Origin of the sequence: uncultured Flavobacterium sp., from assembly GCF_963925415.1 — a bacterium.
Classification (GTDB): Bacteria; Bacteroidota; Bacteroidia; order Flavobacteriales; family Flavobacteriaceae; genus Flavobacterium.
On the sequence record NZ_CAWUTS010000098.1, the window covers coordinates 1 to 14,820 of the forward strand.

Annotated in this window: 13 protein-coding genes; all 13 read left to right on the top strand. The window is 31.8% G+C overall.

Annotated elements, in window-relative coordinates; genetic code table 11:
- The first annotated feature begins 134 nt into the window (after nucleotides 1–134).
- The gene (locus AABM47_RS07950) at nucleotides 135–1,058 is read left to right on the top strand and encodes a hypothetical protein (protein ID WP_338410396.1); all 924 of its coding nucleotides are present in this window, start codon (nucleotides 135–137) and stop codon (nucleotides 1,056–1,058) included.
- A 171-nt stretch (nucleotides 1,059–1,229) separates the two neighbouring features.
- A complete protein-coding gene (locus tag AABM47_RS07955) occupies nucleotides 1,230–1,724 on the top strand; it encodes a GNAT family protein (protein ID WP_338410397.1) in 495 nt (164 codons plus the stop codon).
- A 197-nt stretch (nucleotides 1,725–1,921) separates the two neighbouring features.
- On the top strand, nucleotides 1,922–2,692 hold the full coding sequence (locus tag AABM47_RS07960; RefSeq protein WP_338410398.1) for a hypothetical protein: 771 nt from the start codon (nucleotides 1,922–1,924) through the stop codon (nucleotides 2,690–2,692).
- Between the two features lie 334 nt (nucleotides 2,693–3,026).
- A complete protein-coding gene (locus AABM47_RS07965; RefSeq protein ID WP_338410399.1) occupies nucleotides 3,027–3,641 on the top strand; it encodes a Crp/Fnr family transcriptional regulator in 615 nt (204 codons plus the stop codon).
- An 81-nt stretch (nucleotides 3,642–3,722) separates the two neighbouring features.
- The gene (locus tag AABM47_RS07970; RefSeq protein ID WP_338410400.1) at nucleotides 3,723–4,613 is read left to right on the top strand and encodes a hypothetical protein; all 891 of its coding nucleotides are present in this window, start codon (nucleotides 3,723–3,725) and stop codon (nucleotides 4,611–4,613) included.
- 274 nt (nucleotides 4,614–4,887) lie between these two features.
- Nucleotides 4,888–8,178 (top strand): PDZ domain-containing protein, encoded by a 3,291-nt coding sequence (locus tag AABM47_RS07975; protein WP_338410401.1) that lies wholly within the window; start codon nucleotides 4,888–4,890, stop codon nucleotides 8,176–8,178.
- Nucleotides 8,179–8,181: 3 nt separating this feature from the next.
- A complete protein-coding gene (locus AABM47_RS07980) occupies nucleotides 8,182–8,490 on the top strand; it encodes a hypothetical protein (RefSeq protein WP_338410402.1) in 309 nt (102 codons plus the stop codon).
- A 927-nt stretch (nucleotides 8,491–9,417) separates the two neighbouring features.
- A complete protein-coding gene (locus AABM47_RS07985; protein WP_338410403.1) occupies nucleotides 9,418–10,296 on the top strand; it encodes a hypothetical protein in 879 nt (292 codons plus the stop codon).
- A 293-nt stretch (nucleotides 10,297–10,589) separates the two neighbouring features.
- Entirely contained in the window at nucleotides 10,590–10,799 is a 210-nt protein-coding gene (locus tag AABM47_RS07990) for a hypothetical protein (RefSeq protein ID WP_338410404.1), read from the top strand.
- A gap of 264 nt (nucleotides 10,800–11,063) precedes the next feature.
- Nucleotides 11,064–11,672, top strand: a complete 609-nt coding sequence (locus AABM47_RS07995; protein ID WP_338410405.1) for an alpha-ketoglutarate-dependent dioxygenase AlkB — start codon at nucleotides 11,064–11,066, stop codon at nucleotides 11,670–11,672.
- A gap of 217 nt (nucleotides 11,673–11,889) precedes the next feature.
- Entirely contained in the window at nucleotides 11,890–13,062 is a 1,173-nt protein-coding gene (locus AABM47_RS08000) for a T9SS type A sorting domain-containing protein (protein WP_338410406.1), read from the top strand.
- A gap of 329 nt (nucleotides 13,063–13,391) precedes the next feature.
- Nucleotides 13,392–13,976 carry a Crp/Fnr family transcriptional regulator gene (locus tag AABM47_RS08005; RefSeq protein ID WP_338410407.1) on the top strand — a complete coding sequence of 195 codons (585 nt, stop codon included), beginning with the start codon at nucleotides 13,392–13,394 and terminating at the stop codon, nucleotides 13,974–13,976.
- A gap of 88 nt (nucleotides 13,977–14,064) precedes the next feature.
- Nucleotides 14,065–14,820: SDR family oxidoreductase (locus AABM47_RS08010; protein WP_338410408.1), on the top strand; the 756-nt coding region annotated here is incomplete at its 3' end.

A 14,820-nucleotide genomic window follows, 5' to 3' on the forward strand; every position in this document is an offset into this window, starting at 1 on the left:
AAATGGCGGGGTAAGTGCTTAATTTAAAGGTTTTTTCATATCTTTGTGGTCAGTGAATAACCGAAAGTTAAGGCTAATTTAGTCCGCAACCTCGCTAAGTGGCATAACGTTACCACTCATTAAAAATGAATTATATGAAAAAAATATACTTTGCAATATTTATTCTCTTTGTATCAAGCAATTTGACTTTTGGACAATGGCCTATGTCAAACGATACAGAATTTAATTCTAATGTTGAAGAACCAACATATGAGAAAGAAAAAGGACCAAAAATTCTTTTAGATGGTGCTCACCATAACTTTTTTATTCAGTGGAATTTTATAAAACCTTTTTCTGACTTGGCAAAAGCGGATGGATATGAAACAATAGTAGATAGTTTAAAATTTACACCAAACTATTTAGAACGTTTTGATATTGTAATGATTATAAGTGCGCTTCCATTCGATTTCACAACTAAGAACGAAGTTACAAACGAATCTACATTCACTAAAGAAGAAATAAATAATTTGTATGATTGGGTAAATAAAGGTGGTTCACTTTTAGTTTTTAGTGAACACGCTCCATTTGACCAAGCTATTAATCCTTTACTAAAGAAATTTGGAATCAGCTCAAGTATTGGAACTACAATAGATAGCCTTAATTATAATAAAAAGTTAGGACATAAGGGTTGGATTGAGTTCACGCAAGAAAATGGAGGATTAAATCAAGAACATCCAATTATAAATGGAAATAACAAAAATAAAAAAGTGACATCTTTACTAACATTAGGAGGAAGTGCATTAACAGGTGAAAGTTATACAAATGTGTTAGAGTTATCAAAGTCATCTAAAAACATTAAGCATAGCACAGGAGTAGGGCCAATTGGCAGAGGTAACTCCCAAGGGTTGGCAGGAAATGTAGGTAAAGGAAAAGTTGTTGCTATGGGCGATTCAAATGGATTTACGGCAATGATTTTTAAGAATGATGATGGTACAAAGGATAAAGCAGGAATGAATCAAGAAGAATATGATTGGAAACTATTTGTGCTAAACACTTTAAATTGGCTATCAACTGATTAGAATAAAACGTGTGGTAACACCGTATAAAATTAATTGCTGTTTTTAGCCAGTTTACGAACATTTCTGCCGAATATTCTATCTGTGATTTATTTGTTAAATTAGTTGCTTAACCACGCAACTAACCATACACAAACACCTTAGCAGTAAGCATAAACAAACACTTCAAACAGAATGAAACTCCCACCATACGACAACTTTCCAAGTATTTCTGACAACAAAATATCGTTAAGACAAATTCAATTTTCTGACATTAATGACATTATTGAAATTTCATTTTATGACGCTATTCAGGCGACAACAAAGAAACAAGCAACAGAAATGCAAACCAAAATAAATGAAGATTATTTGGATGGAAATTCTATCCATTGGGGCATTGCAGACAAATTAACGAATAAAATTGTTGGCACTTGCGGTTACTATCGTGGACTTGACAAAGGAGAAGGAGAACTTGGTTGTGTTTTATTACCCGAATACCGTGGACTAGGTTTTATGAATTCGGCTCTATTGTTGGCTATTGAATTTGGACTAAATGATATTGGATTAAGACGCATTTGGGCAATAACAACTAAGCAAAATAAAAAAGCAATAAAACTTATTGAGAAACTTAACTTTATTAAAATTGCTGAATTGGACGATAATGAAGTTGCATACGAATTAAGAATGTAAATTGAAACGATATACAGGTAAAATAGTGTCTTCTAAACTAGAAAAAACCATCTGATTGCGAGGAATTCCTGTGATGTGTTGCATTCTTAAAAATATGAAAAATCTTCTTTTTATACAAGTATTTTGTTATATTTGATGACAATACAGCGCAGGTTTTTTCACAGACTGACGTTAGCTGACATTATCAAAAAAAAACTATGAAGACAACATTTTCCTTAATATTTATTTTTACTTTTTCATTTCTATTTTCACAAAATTCAGAAGAAAAGTTGATTAACTTATCTGAAATAAAACTTTGCGAATTAACTTTTACAGACTTGAAAAACCAAGACGAAAATTTAAAAGAAGTTGAAGTTGTGGAAATGGATTTATGTTCAGATGGTTTTGTATCTGATAGCAAATTTGTTAACAGAAAAGGATATTCTTCAAAATATTTTCCAGGAATAATTTTTCAAAAATATGATGATAGAGATTTAATAGCTAAAATTAGATTGACTAAAGATTTTAAAGGAAATCTTCCAGATGGAACTTATGTAAACTTAAAAACTTTAACAGCAAAAGAAGTTTTAGAAAAATATCCAACTTTTAACACTTGGAATTCAAAAGGTTGTTCTGATTATTGGTCACTAACAAATAAAGAATTATATTTTTATGTGGAAATTGACAAAAGTAAAGAACCAAGATATCCAATAGATGAAAAATATTATTTAACAAAATCAATACAAGGAATTGATATAGTTGCAAATTGCTATGAAATTACCAAAAAAAATAACTCTATAAATGATGTGCTTTTTATTATTGATGATAAAATTGTCACAAAAGAAGAAGTCGAAAAATATGATCCAAATGACATTGACAATGTTACAGTTCTAAAAGAAAAAGCAGCAACTGAAAAATATGGAGAAAAAGGAAAAAATGGTGTTATAATAATTGTTACCAAAAAATATTTAGAAATAAATAAGAAATAACGTCTGCTAACAGCTAGAGTTTCGTTGCGTGCGAAGCACGAACAATGAAACCCGTGTTGAACGGAACCGATTACAGGTCCGTCAACACTATGGAGTTATCGAAAAGTTTGTAATGATAAGGCTTCGACAAAAAACGAATGGGGTTTTCCTGTAAAATAGTATCTTCTAAACTAGAAAAAAACAGCTGATTGCGAGGAATTCCTGTGATGTGTTGCATCATTAAATATACAACTTTTCTTGCTTTATTACTCGAAATTTACATTATATTTGAAAAAATATAACGGCAGTTTTTTCACAGACTGACGTTGTATGTAATTTGAATCACCAAAAACAAATGTTAAATAGTTTTATAAATAAACTTCGAATTACAGAGCAAGAACTTCAAGACGAACTTCAAGAAAAATCATCCATAACAACACACAAAAAAGGTGACTTTATAATCAAGAATAACCAATACATTAAGGTTCTAAAAATAGTGTTACAAGGAAAAGTAAGAGTCTATCAAGAAAATGATGAACGTGAAATTCTAATTTATTATTTAAACGCTATGGAAACCTGTACTTTATCACTTTCTGCTTGCTTTGAAGACTGCAAAAGTAGTGTAAATGCTATAGTAGAAGAAGAGTGTACAATTCTCAACATACCTGTAAGGTTTGTTAGAGATTGGAATTTTAAATACAAATCTTGGAATACGTTTACCACAAATACGTTTAGAGAAAGTTATAATCATCTTATTAATCAGTATTCAAATTTAGCATTTCAACCGCTTAAAGACCGACTATTCGACTATTTAGTTTCCAAAGCAAATAATGCAATTATAAAAAAATCACATCAACAATTAGCAAAAGAATTAGGAACAACTAGAGAAGTTATTTCTAGATTGTTAAAGACGTTAGAGTCCAATGGTAAACTTACTCTAGGGCAAAAAGAAATTCAAATTTTAAAATAAATTTTTAACTGTTGTGCTAAAAGTCACAGGTAATTATTCTTTAATCTCTTTTTCTTTGTATTAAATTAAAATACAATTAAAATGAAAAATATTAAAACAGTAATTACAACCATAGTCTTAATGATAGGTTTAGTCTCATGTGAACAAAATTCGAATACGAAAAAAACCCAAATCAAACAATCTTTTACGGAACATACACCTACTGCACATCACGAAGTAGCGTTAGAAGTATTGAATGCAAGTAAAAATTGGATTGCAAATTTTAATAAAGGAAATGCCACAGCTTGTGTACAAGGATACGATGCAAAAGCAGTAATGAGTGCTATTCCATTTGGAATAAAAAGTGGGACAACAGAAATTTCTGATTTTTGGACACCTTTTATTCAATCGGGTGCTACTAATTTAATTTATACTAATGTAAGTATAGAAGTTGCCAATGAAACTACTGCATTTTTATCAGCAAATTGGAGTATGAATGTCGGAAGAGGCATTATTTACCAAGAGAAATGGGAGAAAAAAGAAGAACAATGGTTATTAATCTACGATAACTTTCAAGTTCTAGAACAGTTTGAAACACCAAAAGAAAACACAACCAATCCTATTGCAAGTCATATTGTTTTAGAAGAGGTAATTAAAGCTTCAATAAAGTGGACTAACGGTTTCAATTCTGGAAAAAGTGAAGTTTGTGGAAATGGATATTCAGAAAATGCTTCAATGAATGCAGTACCATTTGCATCTATTCAAGGAAAAGAAAGTCTTGAAGGTTTTTGGAAAAAACTAATTACAGATGGTGCTAAAAATCTCACCTATCATAATCCAATATTTAAGGCTATGACGAATTCTAGTGTGACATTGTCATCGCATTGGAGTATGAATATTGGAGAAGGTAAAATCTATCAAGAAAAATGGGAATTTATAAATGATGAATGGCTTTTAACATATGATGAATTTCAAGTACTTAAACAATATTAAAAACTGCCTATAACAGCTAGAGTTTCGTTGGTTGCGAAGCAGCAACTATGAAACTCCGGTTGAACGGGACCGATTTCATATCCACCCTTTATGTGTTTATCGAAAATTTTTTAGATAGAAATTCAACAGGCAAGTTTGCCTGTTTTTTTTTGTAGAGCTATAAACGTTGGTTTTGTACTTGGAAGTTTGGTTTTTAATCGATAAATTTGATTACCAAATCACCAACTGACGCCAAGCCACGAGACCTTGTCATCAATTTATAAAATCGACTAACATGAAAAAATTATTTAATTTTTCTATACTCCATTACTTTTGTATTTTATTAACAGGTTTACAAGTATTTGCTCAAGAATCTCGATTATTAAGAAGCCCTTCAATAAGCCATGATAAAATTTCATTTGTTTATGCAGCTGATATTTGGGTGGCAAATAAAGATGGTTCAAATGTTGAAAGAATCACAGCTTTTGATGGTGTTGAAGCCAATCCGCATTTCTCTCCAAATGGACAATCAATTGCTTTTACCGGTGAGTATGACGGAAATATGGATGTATACGTAGTATCCGTTAACGGTGGCGACCCCAAAAGGTTGACATGGCATCCTGGAGTTGACAAAGTAACGGGATGGTCTAATGATGGGACAAAAATTATTTTTAGTTCTGGCCGCAAAAATGCACCTTTTCCGAATCCGGATCAGTTGTGGGAAGTTTCTGTTGAAGGTAACAATCCAACGCCTTTTAATTTACCAAGGGCGGCTAATGGCAAATTTTCTCCCGATGGATTGCTGTTTGTTTATGAACAAATTTCCCCTTGGGAAACTGAGTTTAAAAATTACAGAGGGGGGCAAAACAACCCCCTTCGAATCTTTGATTTAAAAACTTATGCCACACAAAAATTACCTTGGGAGAATAGTAGAGATATCGATCCTGTATGGATGGATGACACGATCTACTTTCTTTCTGATCGTGATTTTACAATGAATATATGGGCGTATAGTACCCAATCAAAAACAGTAAATCAGGTGACCTTTTTTAAAGAATTTGATTGCAAAAATCTGGAAGGTGACAATGTTGCACTTATTTTCGAAAACGGAGGTTACTTATACACCTTGGCTCTCGGTTCTGATAAGCCTGTTAAACTTACAATTAATGTAACTGGTGATTTTCCATGGACCAGACTTCATTGGAGTAAAATTGAAAAATATATTGAATCTACAGCTATTTCGCCAAATGGGAAACGCATAGCGTTATCAGGAAGAGGAGATGTTTTTACGATTCCCGCAAAAAAAGGAAATCCTAGAAATATTTCTAATAGTCAAGGCATCGCAGATAGAGCTGTAGCTTGGTCGCCTGACGGTAAAAGCATAAGCTGGTTTTCTGATGAGGGAGGTGAGTATCAATTGGTCATTGCAGATCAGTTTGGAAAAGAAAAAAGAATAATTTCAATTGAAAATCCAACATTCTATTACAAACCATCTTGGTCTCCTGATTCAAAATACTTAAGTTTTTATAATGAAAATAGAACCTTATGGATTGTAGAAGTGAGTTCTGGTAAATTTACAGAAATTGCCTCAGAAGGATTCGCACATCCTGAACACGTCATTTATGGAGAATGGGCACCTGACTCTAAATGGATTGCCTATACAAAAAGATTAAGTAATGAATATTCATCCATATTTATTTATTCATTAGATCAAAAAAAATCTTTTCAAATAACAGATGGTATGGCGAATTGCAAAATGCCTGCCTGGGATAAAAGTGGTAAGTATATTTATTTTATGGCAAGCATAGATTATGGTATGAATGTAGGCTGGTTAGATATGTCATCTTTTGATCATCCGGTTACGAGTTCTATATACATGGCCGTTTTGTCAAAAGAAACTTTGTCTCCTTTAGCTCCAGAAAGTGACGATGAAGTGCCAGAAAAAGACAAGGCAACCGAAACTGATAAAACAAAATATAGAAAGAAAAAAAGTGATGAAGCTCAAGAAAAAGAAGTTGAAAAGAAAATTGAACCTGTAAAAATTGATTTCGAAGGATTGCAACAACGCATAATAGCCTTGCCGGTGCCTTCAAGAGTTTATATTCAATTAGAAACTGCCAAGGATGGTGTTCTTTTTTATTCAGAACAAATACCGTCTGAAGAGGGTCTTTCGCTAAATCGATTTACGTTGGAAAAAAGAAAATCGGAAAAAGTGGTGGACGGCATCTCTGGATTTGAGATAGCTGCCGAAGGCGAAAAATATCTGTATGTAACAAAAAGTAATCAATTTGTAATCTCTAAGGTAACCGAAAAGCCTGATCTGGCCGAAGAAACTTTATCAATTTCAGATGTTAAAATAAAAGTTGATCCGATTCTTGAATGGCAACAGATATTTAGAGAAGCATGGAGATATCAGCGAGATTATTTTTATGTTGAAAATATTCATGGATTGGATATGAATTGGGCATATAAAACATATTCTCTATGGGTCGACCATGTAAAACATCGGTCAGATCTCAATTACGTACTTGATGTTTTTAGTGGAGAAACCTCCATTGGACACTCATTTGTTAGAGGTGGCGATTACCCTGAAGTTGATAAAGTACCAACAGGATTGCTCGGAGCAGATTTTATAATCGAAAATGGTATGTATCGTATCAAAAAAATATACAATGGTGAAAGCTGGAATGCAAAGATGCGATCACCCTTAAGTGGCCCAGGTATAAATGTTAAAGAAGGTGATTACTTATTAGCGCTTAATGGTGTTCCACTTAATACAACTACCAATCTGTATTCTTATTTTGCTCAAACTGCAGAAAAACAAATTACAATTTCTACCAATACTACACCTGTTTTGAAGGATGCAAAAAAAACTACCGTAGTACCTGTTAGTAGTGAATACAATCTACGGCAACAAGATTGGATAGAAAGCAACAGAAGAAAAGTAGATAAGCTTTCTAACGGTAAGCTCGCATATGTTTGGTTACCAGATACAGGCGAAGGTGGGTACACTAATTTTAATCGGTATTATTTTGCACAAAAAAACAAAAAAGGCGCTATAATTGATGAACGTTTTAATAATGGAGGATCAATTGCCGATTACATCACAGATTTGCTTTCAAGAGAACTTCTCGGTTATTTCAATAATCCTACAAGCGACAAGCAGTCATTCACCTCACCTAACGCGGGAATTTGGGGCCCAAAAGTAATGATTATTAATGAAATGGCCGGATCAGGTGGAGACATGCTGCCTTATATGTTTAAAATGCGAAAAATTGGTCCGTTGGTTGGCACAAAGACATGGGGAGGCCTTGTTGGAATATGGGATGTTCCAAATCTCATTGATGGAGGATCAATCACTGCGCCTCGAGGCGGTTTCTATAATACAAAAGGGGAATGGGATGTTGAGAATATTGGTGTTGCCCCAGATATTATGGTAGAACAAGACGCAAAATTAGTAATTGATGGTCATGACCCACAATTAGAAAAAGCGGTTCAAGTGGCTATGGAATTACTAAAAACACAAGAAATAAATTTACTACCTCAACCTAAAGATCCTATACGTGTAATAAAATCAAAAAATTGAATTATGAAAAAACTATTTTATCTTCTTATCCTAACTTTTGGATTTTTTTCTTGTAGTTCAGATGATGAAACTGAAAACAATGAATATGAATTTATAACAGAATATTCAGCTACTGTAACGGTTGGCGGTGTAGTTGGATTATCTGAACGAACTTTTGAAATCGGAGAAGTTTATACTGGAACTAAGCAAGGAAATGGTGTGATAACAATTAGAATCGCAGAACATTCGGAATTAAATGATGATTGCCCAAATAGTTGGTGCTATCAAGAATTATTAGGCGTGCCAAGTGAAATTTTACAATTGGTGGAATAAACAAACTCTATAAGTACACAAAAATAGTATTACAGAATAAAATTTATGGATAGAAAAAAAATAATTTATTTGATAATATTCGTGAGTTTTATTTGCTTAATTTTATCTATAAAAGTGACTATAAATACTTATCAAGATTATGTTCAATCAACAGGAAAAACAAGAGCCTTGTTTGGATTGTCAGAATTAAAATTTAGTTACAGATATTATTTGGTAATTTTATCTTTAATTGGATTTATAATATCCGCCAACTATTTAAGAAAAAAAACAAACCGACTATTAGTGTCAATTGCAATGTTAATTTCAATTCTCGCAATTATTACCTCATTTTTTAGAATTTGGAGAATATTTATTTAAAATCTAATATGATAAAATTACTGATTTCGATTCTAATAGGGTTTGTTTTTTACTCTTTCAGTCAAGAATCGGATTCTGATAGAGAAAAATTTTAGGAATATTGGCAAGCTAATTTTTAGTGAGAAAGTTGATTGTAATAAAGCTGGCAAATTTGCCAAATCTGATATTAAAAACGGACTACCCACCCTATTACTTGCTGGAGGAATTGCACCTTTGCATATTTTGACTGATGTTGATTTTAAGAATGAGTTTCGTTTTATGACTATGGTTGTGTTCAACCTTCGGAAATCTGTATGGAAAAGTATAATTGAAAAAAATTCGACTATCTAACTGAAAAAAATGAACAAAAATGACAAAAAGAAATTAGAGATGACGTAGTCGGATTTAAAAATGGAAAAGAAAATAAAAATTTACCTACAACAGTTTACCCAACGACCTAGGTTTGGTTTTTACTTCAAAAAAACTCTACCAATCAAAATTTTGTTTATATTTGTTGTGGTCAGTCTTTAATCAAAAGGCGCTGATTAAAAGTGCTTTACGCTAGTAAAAATACATCAGAATTAATATAATATGAATTTATTTAATAAACTTTATCAATTTTTTTTATCCGACTACGCCAAAAGACGGATTGAAAAAACAATACTCTATGCTGCATTGTTTGGCTTTTTCATTCACTTAATTTTAATTTATTTGTCAAAATTTAATATAGTAAATTTTCATTTAGAATCAGAATTATTTAAAAATCCGATATCGGCAATTTATACCCCATTCTCATTTATACTTGTTTATGAAGTTTACTTATTAATTTATTACTTACCTAAGTCATTTACTACATACATAACTAAACAGTATGAAATTATAACACTTATAATTATCCGAAAATTATTTAAAGATTTATCTACCCTTAAACTTTCATCAGATTGGTTTAATATAAAAGGAGATTTACAATTTACCTATGATATTTTGGCATCAATAATTCTTTTCTATCTTATTTATCAGTTTGAAAAACAAGGAACTATAAAATCACTGCTGCCAGATGAAAATAAATCAAAAGTTGAAAGATTCATCCTTAGAAAGAAGATAATTGCTGTTATTTTAGTTCCAATATTTTTTATGATGGCTTTATTTACACTTTTGAATTGGACTTCAGGAATTTCTTTTTCTTCAAATAACTTGCCCAGTTTTGAAACAATTAACAATCTATTCTTTGACGAATTTTTTACCGTTTTGATATTAGTAGATGTTGTTCTTCTGTTAATTTCCTTCTTTTACACAGATAAATTTCACAAAATAATTAGAAATTCCGGATTTGTAGTTTCAACGATTTTAATTCGTATGTCGTTCGGCGTAAGCGGATTAGTAAGTACCATTTTAATAGTAGTAGCTGTTCTTTTTGGACTAGGAATAATTATAATCCATAACAAATATGAAAAAAAACACTTAGCCTAACTAACGTCGTATAAATTAATTGCTAGTTTTTGGCTTAACCAATATTAGTTGCTCGTTTGTTGGCTTTTGTTTTTTCTGCGAAAATATTGACAAAAAAGCACGCAAATCTATCTTGTTGCAACAAAGACGACAACCCTTTTTCTGGTGGTGACCAACTGCCACCCGAAACCCAAACTGGTAAAATACAGTAGGTTGTTTGGTAAATGATGCTGTTTTTTTTAGCCCATCAAAAAGGTATTAGCCCTTCTGTAAATTGCTTTTACCAATTTATTGATGGTGAATTCTATTTTACAATGAATTTTGCAGACTTAAGAGGAAGTTCAAAAAAAAGAGTTGTTATACAAACTAGTAGAATAGATTTGAAAATAGGTCAAACATATATATTAAATAAAAACATGGTTGACGACCTAGATTTTTTAGGAGGAGGAGGTATTTATTCTACATCTACGGCTAATAGATATTATACTAATACAATAATAAAAAAACAGGAGAGCTTAAAATAACTCGATTAGACTTGCAAAATTCTATTATATCAGGTACTTTTTGGTTTGATGCAGTCAATCAATCAGGCTAAACAGTTCAAATAAGAAGCGGTCGCTTTGATTGGAATTATTAAATCAATACAGGCTTATGAAATATAGAACATCAATTTAAATGAAGCAAACGAATGAAGCGTAAAAAATAGAGTTTCCTTTGTAACAGAATACGAAACTAGTAAAAAAGGGTTTCAACCTTTTTTACTTTCTATCAAAATAAAGTAAAATAAAATGGATTTATTCAATAACGAAACAGACTACTCGAAAAATTTATTGCCAAAAGATGGTATTGTAAATTATTACGGAAAACTACTAACTAACAAAGAGTCAAATTATTATTTCGACTGTTTAATAAACACAATTGAATGGAAAAATGATCAAGCTTTTATTTACGGAAAACTAATAATCACCAAACGAAAAGTAGCTTGGTATGGAGACACAGACTTTGAGTACACCTATTCTAAAACAACTAAACGTGCCTTGCCTTGGACAAAGGAGTTGTTAGAATTAAAAACACTAGCTGAAGAAAATACAGGTGAAAAGTTCAATTCTTGTCTACTTAACCTATACCATAATGGCAATGAAGGAATGGCTTGGCATAGTGATGCAGAAAAAAAATTAAAGAAAAATGGAGCAATAGGCTCATTGAGTTTTGGTGCTGAACGCAAATTTGCATTCAAGCACAAGGAAACAAAAGAAACCATTTCATTATTATTAGAACACGGAAGCTTATTGTTAATGAAAGACACCACACAATCAAATTGGCTACACAGACTCCCACCCACAAAGCTAATAAACAACCCCAGAATAAATTTAACCTTTAGAACAATTGACTTGTAAATTGTACGACATCCAAAAAAAGAAGAACAGTCGATTATTATGTATATAAAAAACAGATAAATAGTAGTAAAATTATTACTTTTGGTTCGTGCAAATTTTGAGCTTAGCCAAAAGGTTGGTGCTTATAAACTGCCTTATTTTTGTGTAAAAATAAAGTTGCTTTATAACCTCAGAGCAATAATAAAAATAAATAGTAAAAACGAAATATAAAAAAATAGTGATTAAAATAAAATTAAAGGATTTTATAATACTTGTAGGTTTATTGATTTTTTGTACTAATATTCGAGCACAGTCGTTTGACATTGGTCATGCTTCAATTACATTCTATGACAGTAGTAGAAACAGGTATATTGAAACCGAAGTGTATTATCCGGCATATAATTCAGGCGAAAATACTCCAATCGCTTCAGGAAATTTTCCTGTAATAGTTTTTGGACATGGATTTTTAATGAGTTGGGCATCATATGAAAATTTTTGGACAGAATTAGTTCCCAATGGTTATGTAATTTGTTTTCCAACAACTGAAATGACCTTAACACCTAATCATGAAAATTTTGGACTTGATTTAAAGTTTGCGGCTGCTCAAATGCAAAATGAAAATAATGATAGTTCTTCATTGTTCTTTAATTCATTGGCTCCTAAAACTGGCCTTATGGGACACTCTATGGGTGGTGGCGCATCCTTTTTAGCTGCAGAAAACAATACGATTATTCATACATTAGTGACTTTTGCTGCCGCAGAAACCAATCCGTCTGCTATTTCGTCTTCATCAAATATTACTGTGCCAACGCTAATTTTTTCTGGAGATGATGATTGCGTAACGCCCCCAGATGAAAACCAAATCCTTATGTACAATTATTTGGCCTCAACTTGTAAAACTCATATCAGCATAATAGGTGGTGGTCATTGTTATTTTGCTGATGACAATTTCAATTGTACTCTAGGTGAATCTTTCTGCAATTCTACTCTAAATATTACTAGGGAGGAACAGCAATTAATAACTTTCAATTTTTTGAAACTATGGCTAAATTATTTCTTATATGATGATCTAAATGCTTTTAATGATTTTGATGATGCCTTACAAATTTCGACACAAATAAATTTTACTCAGTTTTGCAATACACTTACAAACCAAGACATTAGTGGGCAAGATACCTTTGAAATATATCCCAACCCTGTAATTAATAAATTAAATTTGCTTATACCCATTGAGCATACAGATGGTATACTTACAATGTACAATTTAGTTGGGCAACAAGTATATCAAAGCTTAATAACAAACACAACTAATCAAATAGATGTATCTAATTATCCAAACGGACCCTATTTTATAGTGTATAATAAAAACTCAATAATGCAGTACTATAAAATTATTAAAATAGATCGTTAGTTATAATGATTACAATACACAACAACGTGTAAAAAAAATAAAGATTTTAGTGCTTAGTACTTTTTATAAAACAAACAAATTTTTAAAATTGTTTTAAAATTGACACGTTTATAACCTCAATTTTTAATTTCGAAAAGATAAAGGAACAACTAAAATATAAAATAAAACATTGTACACCAGCGTATATAAAAAATCACTAGTTTTAACCTATCCAATGTGAGTTGCTTTATTTGCTTGCCTTTAATTTTACTTCCAAAAATTATCGCACACAAACAAGCAACAAACCATATACATAAACGCATACCACATAAGAACACAACAGAAAATAAATGATAGAAGTTCAATCACTACAAAATCAATTAATTAAAAAACATTCTTTTACAGAAAAAGAGGCTGACTTTTTTGTTTCTCATTTTACAGAACGTAAGGTCAAAAAAAGACAATTCATTATACAACCCGAGTTTATCGCTAAATATCGAATTTTTATAGTCCAAGGTACATTTAAAGCATATGTTATTGATAAAAATGGTCAAGAACAAATAATATCGCTTGCTATGGATGGATGGTGGATTTCTGACCCAAATAGTTTCATCTATCAACAACCTGCAACAATGTTTGTAGAAGCTTTGGAAGACAGTGTAATTTTACAATTGGATTTTGAAAACGAACAGATACTAAAAGCCCATAGTCATAAATTCGAAACCTTTTTTAGAACTGTTGCCGAAAGAGGTCTTGCCTTTATGCAACGTAGATTAATAGCCAGTTTAACGCTTACTGCCGAAGAGCGGTATGAACAATTTGCTATATCATATCCTGATTTTTTACAGCGGGTTCCCCAATTCGCTATTGCCTCTTATTTGGGCATGACCACCCAATATCTTTCTCGAATCAGAAAAAATCAAATTAAAAGTTAAACTAGTTTCACTTCATTTCTTAATCCAGTAGATTTTTAAGCTTTTCAATTCATCTCACCTTTGCCTTATTAATTTATAGCAAACCAAAATGAAACATAAAAAAGTAATATTAATAACAGGTACGAGTCGCGGAATCGGTAAAGCTACCGCTGAATATTTAAAAGCCAAAGGATATATTGTTTATGGTTCATCAAGAGGAGCAGCCAATAGGAGCATTAATCAATTGCAATTGGAAGTTACAGATTTTGAATCGTGCAAAAGCGCGGTGGAAGAAATTGTAAAGAGAGAAGGTCGATTGGATGTTCTTATCAATAATGCTGCCTACGAATTAGTGGGTGCACATGAAGAATATACAGTAGAAGAAATTCGTGACCAAGTTGAAGTGAATTTCTTTGGTGCATTGCACATGATGAAAGCTGCTACACCGCAAATGTTAAAGCAAAAATCTGGGAACATTATCAATATCTCTTCCATTGGTTCTGATTTTGGTTGGACTTTCAATGGGGCATATAGTGCTGGAAAATTTGCATTGCATGGCTATTCGGAAGCGATAAGAAGAGAATTTTTGCCTTTGGGAATCAATGTTTCCTTGATTTCTCCTGCAGGAGTAGCAAGTGGAACTACAAATATATCCGTACAACATTCAAAACATAGACATCCACTTTTTGAAAAAGGAAGCAATGCCGCATTTGAAGCTTCTCATAGCGGAGGTGATTTAAAAATGGCAAGTAGCATGGAAACTGTTGCTCAAACCATAGAAAAAGTTATTGAGTCTAAACATCCAAAATTCATGTATCGTGTAGGTTTTGTAACGAGATTAATGCAGTTCATGAACACTATTCTT

Excerpts from the sequence above, each read along its gene's own strand:
- AABM47_RS07960 (WP_338410398.1), top strand. The coding sequence starts at position 1,922 with ATGAAGACAACATTTTCCTTAATATTTATTTTTACTTTTTCATTTCTA.
- AABM47_RS07970 (WP_338410400.1), top strand. The coding sequence starts at position 3,723 with ATGAAAAATATTAAAACAGTAATTACAACCATAGTCTTAATGATAGGT.
- AABM47_RS07975 (WP_338410401.1), top strand. The coding sequence starts at position 4,888 with ATGAAAAAATTATTTAATTTTTCTATACTCCATTACTTTTGTATTTTA.
- AABM47_RS07955 (WP_338410397.1), top strand. The coding sequence starts at position 1,230 with ATGAAACTCCCACCATACGACAACTTTCCAAGTATTTCTGACAACAAA.
- AABM47_RS07980 (WP_338410402.1), top strand. The coding sequence starts at position 8,182 with ATGAAAAAACTATTTTATCTTCTTATCCTAACTTTTGGATTTTTTTCT.
- AABM47_RS07965 (WP_338410399.1), top strand. The coding sequence starts at position 3,027 with ATGTTAAATAGTTTTATAAATAAACTTCGAATTACAGAGCAAGAACTT.
- AABM47_RS07995 (WP_338410405.1), top strand. The coding sequence starts at position 11,064 with ATGGATTTATTCAATAACGAAACAGACTACTCGAAAAATTTATTGCCA.
- AABM47_RS07950 (WP_338410396.1), top strand. The coding sequence starts at position 135 with ATGAAAAAAATATACTTTGCAATATTTATTCTCTTTGTATCAAGCAAT.
- AABM47_RS07985 (WP_338410403.1), top strand. The coding sequence starts at position 9,418 with ATGAATTTATTTAATAAACTTTATCAATTTTTTTTATCCGACTACGCC.
- AABM47_RS08005 (WP_338410407.1), top strand. The coding sequence starts at position 13,392 with ATGATAGAAGTTCAATCACTACAAAATCAATTAATTAAAAAACATTCT.
- AABM47_RS07990 (WP_338410404.1), top strand. The coding sequence starts at position 10,590 with ATGAATTTTGCAGACTTAAGAGGAAGTTCAAAAAAAAGAGTTGTTATA.